Annotated in this window: 10 protein-coding genes; 4 read left to right on the top strand and 6 right to left on the bottom strand. The window is 65.3% G+C overall.

Annotation, left to right across the window (positions count from 1 at the left end; genetic code table 11):
* Positions 1-91: 91 nt before the first annotated feature.
* Complete coding sequence (locus tag B0G38_RS22795; RefSeq protein ID WP_264671592.1) at positions 92-1,159, bottom strand: LLM class flavin-dependent oxidoreductase; 1,068 nt, start codon at positions 1,157-1,159, stop codon at positions 92-94.
* A 178-nt stretch (positions 1,160-1,337) separates the two neighbouring features.
* Positions 1,338-1,976 (bottom strand): isochorismatase family protein, encoded by a 639-nt coding sequence (locus tag B0G38_RS22790; RefSeq protein ID WP_264671591.1) that lies wholly within the window; start codon positions 1,974-1,976, stop codon positions 1,338-1,340.
* Between the two features lie 129 nt (positions 1,977-2,105).
* Between B0G38_RS22790 and B0G38_RS22785 the strand changes: the two genes are divergently transcribed.
* The 4 genes from B0G38_RS22785 (at position 2,106) to B0G38_RS22770 (ending at position 6,811) form a co-directional block, all read left to right on the top strand.
* The gene (locus B0G38_RS22785; protein WP_264671590.1) at positions 2,106-3,071 is read left to right on the top strand and encodes a GlxA family transcriptional regulator; all 966 of its coding nucleotides are present in this window, start codon (positions 2,106-2,108) and stop codon (positions 3,069-3,071) included.
* A 144-nt stretch (positions 3,072-3,215) separates the two neighbouring features.
* Entirely contained in the window at positions 3,216-3,902 is a 687-nt protein-coding gene (locus B0G38_RS22780; protein WP_264671589.1) for a TVP38/TMEM64 family protein, read from the top strand.
* A 406-nt stretch (positions 3,903-4,308) separates the two neighbouring features.
* Positions 4,309-5,184: a hypothetical protein gene (locus tag B0G38_RS22775; protein ID WP_264671588.1), complete on the top strand. Its 876-nt coding sequence runs from the start codon at positions 4,309-4,311 to the stop codon at positions 5,182-5,184.
* A gap of 10 nt (positions 5,185-5,194) precedes the next feature.
* Positions 5,195-6,811, top strand: a complete 1,617-nt coding sequence (locus B0G38_RS22770; RefSeq protein ID WP_264671587.1) for a PQQ-dependent sugar dehydrogenase — start codon at positions 5,195-5,197, stop codon at positions 6,809-6,811.
* 124 nt (positions 6,812-6,935) lie between these two features.
* Here B0G38_RS22770 and B0G38_RS22765 read toward each other — a convergent pair whose 3' ends face one another.
* The 4 genes from B0G38_RS22765 to B0G38_RS22750 form a co-directional block, all read right to left on the bottom strand.
* Complete coding sequence (locus B0G38_RS22765) at positions 6,936-7,250, bottom strand: hypothetical protein (protein WP_264671586.1); 315 nt, start codon at positions 7,248-7,250, stop codon at positions 6,936-6,938.
* Positions 7,250-7,498, bottom strand: coding sequence for a hypothetical protein (locus B0G38_RS22760; RefSeq protein ID WP_264671585.1), 249 nt, complete (start codon positions 7,496-7,498; stop codon positions 7,250-7,252). Before B0G38_RS22760 ends, B0G38_RS22765 begins: the two co-directional genes overlap by 1 nt.
* 319 nt (positions 7,499-7,817) lie before the next feature.
* Positions 7,818-8,540 carry a class F sortase gene (locus tag B0G38_RS22755; RefSeq protein WP_264671584.1) on the bottom strand — a complete coding sequence of 241 codons (723 nt, stop codon included), beginning with the start codon at positions 8,538-8,540 and terminating at the stop codon, positions 7,818-7,820.
* Positions 8,541-8,564: 24 nt separating this feature from the next.
* Positions 8,565-9,179, bottom strand: coding sequence for a hypothetical protein (locus tag B0G38_RS22750; protein WP_264671583.1), 615 nt, complete (start codon positions 9,177-9,179; stop codon positions 8,565-8,567).
* Positions 9,180-9,245: the final 66 nt, after the last annotated feature.

Raw genomic sequence — 9,245 nt, 5'->3', positions numbered from 1 at the left:
ATCCATACCCACGATTCTTCCAGCCACCGATCCCGGAACCCGGTAATTCACCCGGCGTTTTAAACCACCGGCCGGCTAATGACCCACGCTCCTAGCGGGTGGGCAGGTTGTAGTGGTCGGCGACCAGCTCGACGGTGCGCGCGTGGATCGCGCGTGAGTGCCCTCCGGTAACCAGCATCAGCTCGTCGGCGCCGGTTTGCTCGTGGAGTTCTTCAAGTCCCTCGGCAACTTCGCTGGCGGTTCCATGAAGGGTGCGGTCGGTCCATTCGTCGAGGAACTGCCGCTCCGGGAACGTAGCCGGATAGTCTTCGACGTCCTTCGGATGGAGGATGGAGAAGCCCTGCTGCTTGAACATGCGCATCATGCCCATGGCCGTGGTTGCCGCCTGGCGCCGTGCTTCGGCGGGATCGTCATTGGCGATCGCTCCTACGCTGACCAGGCTGTACGGCTCGTCCAGCAATGTGGAGGGGCGGAAGTTCTCGCGGTAGATCCGCATGGCATTGAGGACGTCGGCGCTGCCGAACTGCAACGCGAAAGCGTACGGCCGGCCCAGCCGCGCGGCCAGGTGTGCGGAGTAGATCGAGGAACCCAGGATCCAGACATCAGGGCTGGTCTTGGTCGGCGGGATCTTGTTCTGCTCGTCTTGCCAGGGTCCCGGCACCGCGTGCACATGCTGGTAGGGGTGCCCCTGCGGAAAGTCGTTGCCCATGAATCCGAGCAGTTCCTCGATCTGCTCGGGGAACTCATCGTTCGCCGTGTGATGCCGGCGCAGTGCCGCCGCCGTCGCACCGTCGGTGCCGGGAGCGCGTCCAAGGCCGAGATCGATTCGTCCCGGGGCCAGCGTCTTGAGCATTCCAAACTGCTCGGCGATCATCAGGGGCACGTGGTTGGGCAGCATGATCCCGCCCGCACCGAGCCTGATGTGCTCGGTCTCGCCGATCAGCCGGGCCACCATGAGCTGAGGTGACGACGTCGAAGCTCCGGGCATGGCATGGTGCTCGGATATCCAGAACCGGTGGAATCCCAGCCGGTCGGCCAACTGCGCCAGCGAAATGACATCCTCGAATACTTCCTGCACAGAGTGGCCGACGCCGGTTAGCGCGTTATCGAGTACTGACAGGACAAACGGGGCGGTGCCGGACGGGGCTGGGCGATTCATGAACTACCTTACTTCTCACGGATGTAGACCTCTTTTAGCGTGACCCTGAGGCTATCCTGTCTTCACAGTAAAAGGCAACTTGTACCGTGAGACAATGCAGTGCTCGAAGTTTCTTGCGGGCGCCGCTTCTTGAAACAGCGACGCCCGCAAGGCGCTAACTTCCTGGTGGTTCAGGTAATTAGCGGGCCAACGCGGCCGCGGCTCCGTCGGCCGCGGACTCGACCAGGTTGCTCTTGCCCAGCGGCTGCGCAGCCTCGACGGCTGCGGCCCAGTCATCTGTGGAAGCGACGGCGGCGAAGTTCGAGTTGAGCAGAGCCATCAGGGTTGTGTGCACGGTCTTCGCATCGACGGTGCCGGCGCTGTTCGAGATGTTGATGGCACCGGTCGCGTCCGAAAGGACCTCGGTGTTGAACGCGTGGATCTCAGCGTCGCTGGCGGAGGCGATGATGCAGTTGTTGGTCATGTATCCGACGAGCGTGATCGTGTCGATCCCGTTCTCCCGGAGCCACTCCACCAGGCCGGTGCCGGGGAAGATGGAACTGTACTGCTTGACCACGGACTTCCACCCGTCGGACTTGCGTTCTTCCAGTGAGGAGTGAAGCTGGAACTCGGTCATCGTCGGGTTGAATACGGGCGATTCGTCGCCGGCCGAGTGCTGGACGGTGGCCACCGGGATGTTCGCCTTCTCTGCGGCGTCGATGGCGGCGGCGATCCGCTGGATCGATTCCTCCCGCGGCGGGTACTGGATGGGCAGGAGTCCGGTGAAGTATTCCTGCTGGGCATCGATAACAATCAGGGCGCGACGGGGAGCCGTCATGTCTACCTCCTGGGTGGTTGGTGGGCGCGGTTTTCACGCTCTTCCCCAGTCTGTCCGACCCACATTCGTGCGACAATTGGCACAAGTGCACATAAACGATGGAAACAGGCCAACCAGGAGGTGATGCGTGTGCGGATCGCTGTCTACGCCTTCGAGGGGGTCACCATGTTCCACCTCGCCGTACCGCAGATGGTGTTCGGGGAAGTGACCCGGCAGGGGCTGGCCGACTGGGAAACAATTCTGTTTACCGACGACGGCGATGCCATCCGCACGGCGGAGGGTTACCAGATCGGCGGGTTGGCCGGACTCGACGCCGCGGCTGCTGCCGACGTTGTGGTCATTCCGTCCTGGGGCGAGGACGGAAAGCGTCCGTCGGTGCAACTGGCCGGCGCGCTGCAACAAGCGCATGGACAGGGCGCCACCGTCGTCGGGCTTTGTCTCGGGGCATTCGCGCTCGCCGACAGCGGGCTTCTCGCCGCGCGCCCTGCCGTCACGCATTGGCACGCACTCGACGCGTTCAGCGAAAACTACCCCGACATCCCGGTGGACCGAACTGTCCTCTACATCGATCACGGAGACGTGCTGACCTCCGCCGGCACAGCTGCGGGGATCGACGCATGCCTGCACATTGTCCGTTCCCGCCTCGGAGCGGAGGCAGCGAACCACGTCGCCCGCAGTCTCGTCGTCGCGCCACACCGCAGCGGAGGCCAAGCCCAGTACATCGAGCGGCCCATTCTGCACCCCGGCGGCGCGAACCCCATCGCGGAAGCCCTTGACTGGGCGATCGAGCACCTCGGCGACAAGATCAGTGTTGACGATCTTGCTCGCGCCTCGCATATGAGCCGCCGCAGCTTCATCCGCGCCTTCCGTGCGGCAACAGGCACAACACCGGCAACCTGGCTTCGCGCGCGACGCCTGGATGAGGTGCGCAGGCTCCTGGAAGTCACGGGCCTTCCGATCGATCAGATCGCAGCCCAATGCGGGTTCTCGAGCCCCATCACCATGCGGCAGAACTTCATGTCCACGTATGCCACGACGCCCTCGGAGTACCGGCGGCGCTTCAGTGCCCGGACGCCGGTGATCAGCGAGGCGTAGACAACGAGGCCGGGACGCAGCCGCTTGCTAACGCGGCTTGTCGACAGAAGTAATAAGTTTACTTACGATTGGTGCTAGGAGTGACCGGACCCGCTGCCACCATCGACAGCGGCAACTGCTGATGCAATGTCGGGGGGAAACGGGATGCGGCATTACCTCACTATCGTGATCGTGTTGCTGGTGGTGTTCCTTGCCCTGTTCGCGCTGGTTGAAGCGGCGGGAGTACCACTGTTGGTCGACCCGTCCGACTACCTCGCGGGTGCCGGCCCGATGGTTGCAGCAGTTCTTGGCGTCGGGTTGCTGATAGCGTGTGTAGTGCTGCCGGTACCCTCGAGCGTGGTAATGATCGCCCACGGTGCACTGTTCGGTGTCGTTCTGGGGGCGGTTCTGTCGCTGGTCGGTAGCATCAGCGCCGCCATGGTGGGGTTCGCCATCGGCCGCGGCGGGGGACCGTTGCTGGAAAGACTGGTCCCTGCTAGCGAACGGCAACGCGCGGACGCACTGCTGGAGCGGTGGGGCATGCTGGCGGTCGTGGTGACCCGCCCGGTGCCTATGCTGGCCGAGACCACGGCCATTCTTGCTGGCGCCTCGCGGGCCATGTCATGGCCGAGGGTGGGCTTGGCGGCCGCTCTCGGCTCGGTGCCGGCTGCCGTCCTGTATGCCGTCGCCGGTTCGATCGCCGTAGGGATTGGCAGTGTCCCGTTGGTTTTTGCCCTTGTCCTCGGGGTCGCCGCGCTGACGTGGCTGGTTGAACGTGTTCGCTCCCGCCAGCGCGCCAAGGCACCCGCTGTCATCCAGGCCGATCCTGCCAGCGGGGAGGCATCCGGATGAGCGGCCGGGAATCCCCATTGGAACTGGTTGCGGACGGGTTCACTTTCCCTACCAGCCTCACCTTCGACGCAGACGGGACTGCCTACGTTGCTGAATCCGGGTTGCCGTTTGGCGGTGCGCCTCCGGGCGGGAGGGTGCTGCGGCTGGAAGCGGATGGGAGGCGGACCTGCGTAGCCGAGGATCTGCGTGCGCCAGTCAACGGGCTTACTTGGCACGACGGCGTGCTGTATCTCTCCGAAGGCGGACACCCGGCCCGGCTGAGCCGGCTGCAACCCGACGGAAGCCAGGAAGTGTTGCTGGAGGGGTTGCCCGGGCCGGGAAATTATCACCTGAACATGGCAGCCGTTGGCCCGGACGGTCGGTTGTATTTCAGTCAGGGCGCCATGACAAACAGCGCCATAGTGAAGTGGGTTTGGACGCCTACGCGGTTGGTTGGCTGCGCCAGCTGCCGCACGGCCACGACATACCGGGTTTCGACGTAGCACTCGCGGGCGTAAATACGACGACGGCGGATCCCACCGCGCAGACGCCAGGAGCCGAAGCGGTGACCGGTGCGTTCGTTCCTTTCGGCACGCAGACCAGGCCGGGCCAAGTAGTCCCGGCCGGCCTGCCAGCAGCCGCGTCGCTGATGAGCTGCAATCCGGACGGCAGCGGCCTGGAGCTGGTGGCATGGGGGTTGCGAAATGCCTACAGTGTCGGCTTCCTGCCCGACGGGCGGCTGCTCGCCATTGACCAAGGCGCCGACGACCGGGGCAGCCGGCCCATCGGCAGTGCTCCCGATGCTTTGTTCGAGGTCCGCCCGGGTGGCTGGTACGGATGGCCGGACTACGTCGCCGGCGTTCCCGTCACCGACTCCCGGTTTGCGCCGCAACGCGGGCCGCACCCGGAATTCGTCCTGAACTCCCACGAAACGCTCCCGCCGCCTGAGCCCGCGCTGCTGGAATTTCCACCCCATGTAGCGGCCGTGAAGTTCGACCTGGCCCCGCCCGGCAGCGGATACGAGGGGTCTTTAATCGTCGCGCTCTTCGGCGACGAGGTTCCCATGACGGCGCCGGACGGTCCCCGGGTCGGCCGCGGAATTGCCTTGGTCGACACGGCTACCTGGCAGTTGCTGCCGCTCTACTCAGGGGCGCCCCTGCAGCGGCCCATTGACGTTCGTGTGTGCGGCTCATTTGCGTACATCCTGGATTTCGGCACCTTCGAGATGAGTGCTCAGGGGGTGGAGGCGGCCGCTGGCACGGGACGGCTATGGCGCCTGCCGCTCCCGGGACTACGGCAGTAAGGAGAGCATGATGGCTGTCAGGCAGCATGGACGTGAAACCGGCCCGGATACGTTCCTTGAGCGTCTGCGGCAGGCACCGATGGTCGACACTGCCTTGGCGGTGATGTATGCGCCGCTGGCACCGCTAACACAACGGATCCACCTGCACCGCCGCCGCTCCCGCCGCCACCGGCCGCAGGATGTCCTCCTGCCGCGGGGTTTCACGGCCGAAGTCGTCGCAACCGGATTCAACGCGCCCGTCCACTGTTGCTTCGATGACCAGGGCAACTGTTATGTGATCGAGTGCGGTCACAAGATCGAGGCGAAGCCGCGTATCCTCAGGGTCGATACCGACACAGGGGAGTCTGAGACGTTCTTCGAGCTGCCCCAGGAACGCTGGATCATGACCGGAGCCGTGACCGGCGCGTGCTGGCACGAGGGAAACCTCTACCTGATGAACACCGACACCCTGTCCCGCATCACTCCGGATGGACGGCTGGAGGACGTCGTGACAGGGCTGCCCGGCAGGGGGGACCACCAAAGCAACTATCCGGTCGCCGGTCCGGACGGCAAGCTGTACTTCGGGCAGGGAACGTATACCAACACCGGAGTAGTCGGGGCGGACAACTACGCCTACGAATGGCTGCCGAGGTTCCCGGAAGGCCATGACGTGCCCGGTGCCGACATCGTCCTGGCCGGCCACAATTACGAAATGCCGGATGTTCTCGGCAACCCTATGAGGAAAGTGAAAACCGGCGCGTTCGTCCCCTTCGGTACCGAGACCCAGCCGGGGCAGCTCATCCCCGGGAACGTCAAATGCAACGGATCCGTCTTGCGGTGCAACCCAGACGGGACGGATCTGGAGCTCGTCGCGTGGGGGCTGCGGAACCCCTACGGCATCGCCTTCTCACCCGATGGGCGGCTGTTTGCCACCGAGCACGGCATCGACGAGCGGAACAACCGGCACATCATCGGCGATCTGGAGGACTTCTACGAAATTTTCGACGGCGGATGGTACGGATGGCCGGACTTCGCCAGCGGCATCCGGCTGGATGACCCGCGCTGGGGCACCGGCGGCCGAGGCCGCGAACCAGTACTGGCAGAGCACCCGGACCCCGATCCGCCCAAACCGTTCGCCAACTTTCCGCAGCACTCGGGCCCCAACGGAGTGGACTTCTGCCGCGACCCCGCATTCGGGTTCGAGGGAGGCGCGTTCGTCGCCCTCTTTGGCGACCTGACCCCGGTCACGGCGCGGCTGAAGGCACCGTCAGGTTTCAAAGTCGTGCGCGTAAACATGGCCACCCAAGAGGTCTTCGACTTTGCCGTTAACCGGATCGACGGACCTGCCTCACGGCTGCCGCATGCCGGCATGGAACGTCCTTCACACTGCCAGTTCGGCCCGGACGGCGCCCTGTATGTGGTGGATTTCGGCGAAATCTCCATCGCTCCGGAAAAAGGCGGTGTCAGAGTCTGGGAAGGCACCGGCACGCTCTGGCGGATTTCACGGTCCGAGGATCCTCCGGGCGATAAGCCGCCCGCCCCCAAACGCGTACCTTCCTACGCGATCAAGGCTGCCCTCGCTGGCTCGGCCGCTGCCGTCCTCGTCGTTCTCTCCATCCGCAAACTCCTGGGCAGCAGCCATAAATGAACGAGAGCGACGTCCGCTATCCCGGCGCGAGATGGAACAGGAGTTAACGCGTTCGTATACCCCGGATTCCAGTTCGACCAGCGGGGCCATGTCTATCCGGTGGTGCCACGCATTGGGGTGGAGATCAGGCTACGTCACTGTTGGCGGCGAGTCGGCGGAGTCGGTCGGCGTCTCCGGCGAGGCGTTCGATGGCGCTGCGCAGCGAGGTGCTGCGTTCGTCCGCGAGCCCGGCCAGGACCCAGCCGCGGATCAAGGCGCTGACCGGCACATCGAGTTCGGCGGCAAGCCGCTCGATGTCGGCGAACTCAGCTTCCGGTAGGCGCACCGATTGCACCACCGAACGGCCGCGCCGCCGCCCGTGCACGTGTTCGGGCAGCGGGGTTTCCCTGCTGGCCTCGGATTCGGCCTGCACCGCCGCCACTTCATGCTTGACGCTCATTATTCGCCCCTTTCATACCGGCGCCGATCGGAGCGGTTGGCTTCCCACCCGTTCGCGCCCCAGTAACCCGCACCGTCCTCGCGGCGCACGAGGATGACCGTGAGCACCGCCCGCCTGCTGAAGCTGTAGCCGATGACCCGTACACCCCGCCCGGAGCGACTGTGAGGGTCCGGGTCGAACCACACAGCTTCGATATCGGCGACCGCTTCGTTGGCCTCCGATACCGCGACCTGGTGGCGCTCCCACATGTGCTGCGCACCATGCTGCCAGTCTACCGCCTCCACAACTACAAAACTACTACAGAAGCAAGTCACCCTCCAGCGACGCCTACGTCGCTGCCGGCGCTCGAGCTTGTCCAGCGACGCCGCACCAGAGAATCCCGAGGGAGTTATGACCGGTGGAAGGTGGGATGACATCACAGATGCGGTTCATCGAGACTTGATCGACATGGTGGACGACCGGGCTATTGTTCAAGCAGCGCGTCGGGCGGCTAGGTAGCTGGATCTTCGCGCCCTGTTGCGGGTCGATGCGGAGCTCAACGAGCTCACTTTGATTAGCCCCTTCTCCCTACTCGGCGAGCGAGGCGTAGACGACGTAGTTGTCCTCGAAAATGCCGGTGTCCGGGTTGTAGCCGTCGCAGGTGATCAGGCGCAATTCCGGTCCCTTGGTGTTGCCGTAGACCTCGAGGGTGGGGAACTGGTTCTTCTGGTACTGCTCGCCCCGGTCCACGGTGAAGGCCACGCTGGTGCCGTCTTCGCGCTTGACGCTGATGCCGTCGCCCTTGGTCAGTTCCGGCAGCCGGGCGAAGACACCCGGGGTCTGGCTGAGCGAGTTCACGTGCCCCAGCAGCACGGCAGGTCCGGGATCCCCGGGCGCGGGGGAGCCGTTGTACCAGCCGGCCGGGGCACCGGCATCCTCCGGCGGAACTTCCAGTGTGCCGTTTTCCTGCAGGCCCAGGTCGAGCAGCTCCGAGGAGACCCCGATTTTCTCGATCTGCATCGAAACCGGCGCGGCTGCAGGCTCGGCGGCCGGTTCGCTTGGCTTCGCTGCCTGCGCCGGCGTGGAACGGGAGGCAGCTGCGGAGCCAGACGGGGAGCCGGGCGCAGCTGGGGAGCCGGCTGCACGTCCAGCGCCGGACGTGGCGTCAGAGGCGGGGGAGGGCGCCGTCGTCGTTGTTGGGGTTGGTGGTGTTGGGCTCGAGGGCGGTGAGGTGCCGCAGGCGGTCAGGAGCAGGGCGGCCGCCGCGGTCAGCAGTGCTGGTCCGCGGCGGCCTTTTCTACCAATCGTCATGGCTGGTGTGCTGTCCTGCCGTGCCTAGGACTTGGCTGCCATGCTGCGGCGGACAATCCACGTTCCGCCGGCCGCCGCGGCCAGCACCAGGCCGCCGCCGAGCGCGAGCATCTCGGTGGTGTTGTTCTCCGTCACTTCCACGCCCGTGTCCGGGGCGCCGTCGGGCATTGCGCCCATCTGGGAGGCGGCGAGCGTGCCGCAGGCTGCCGGCGAGGTCGCGGCCAGCGGCAGCTCCGGAACGAGGTCGCTCATCTTCTCCTGGGCCTCCGGGCTCAGGGTTGCCGGATCCAGGCCATGGACAACGACGACGGCGGTGCCTGCCTCAAGCGCGGCGGCCGTGTCAGCGTTGAGCTCGAACGTGCGGTGGTAGGTGTAGGCGCCGCCCTGGCCGCCGACCTCGAGTGTCAGCCCGGCGTCGGGGCTGGTGTCGCCCGAGGTGGCCAGCGTGGTGCCAATGTGGCCGTAGAAGGGGTGGCCTTCGGTGGTGGAGACCACGCCGTCGCCGTCGGTATCTGCTTCCGGACCGGGGCAGGTGCCCTGGGCAGCGATGTGGATGTGCTGGACGTGCGGGTAGGCGGCGTCGTTGAAGGTTTCGGCCAGGCCGGAAACGGGCTCTCCGCGTTTCGTGGTGAAATCCACTGCTGCGATGCATGATCAGGCCGCCGTTCTGGCGGCGCTTCTGAGCATAATACGTGCGGTGTAATT

Source organism: Crystallibacter permensis, from assembly GCF_025960875.1.
GTDB lineage: Bacteria > Actinomycetota > Actinomycetes > Actinomycetales > Micrococcaceae > Crystallibacter > Crystallibacter permensis.
The sequence above is the reverse complement of the archived record's forward strand: the minus strand, read 5'-3'. Positions and strand labels throughout refer to the sequence as shown.

Bases quoted from the DNA above. Each gene is read 5' to 3' on its own strand.
- B0G38_RS22770 (WP_264671587.1), top strand. From the start codon at position 5,195: ATGGCTGTCAGGCAGCATGGACGTGAAACCGGCCCGGATACGTTCCTT.
- B0G38_RS22760 (WP_264671585.1), bottom strand. From the start codon at position 7,498: ATGTGGGAGCGCCACCAGGTCGCGGTATCGGAGGCCAACGAAGCGGTC.
- B0G38_RS22780 (WP_264671589.1), top strand. From the start codon at position 3,216: ATGCGGCATTACCTCACTATCGTGATCGTGTTGCTGGTGGTGTTCCTT.
- B0G38_RS22795 (WP_264671592.1), bottom strand. From the start codon at position 1,159: ATGAATCGCCCAGCCCCGTCCGGCACCGCCCCGTTTGTCCTGTCAGTA.
- B0G38_RS22790 (WP_264671591.1), bottom strand. From the start codon at position 1,976: ATGACGGCTCCCCGTCGCGCCCTGATTGTTATCGATGCCCAGCAGGAA.
- B0G38_RS22755 (WP_264671584.1), bottom strand. From the start codon at position 8,540: ATGACGATTGGTAGAAAAGGCCGCCGCGGACCAGCACTGCTGACCGCG.
- B0G38_RS22765 (WP_264671586.1), bottom strand. From the start codon at position 7,250: ATGAGCGTCAAGCATGAAGTGGCGGCGGTGCAGGCCGAATCCGAGGCC.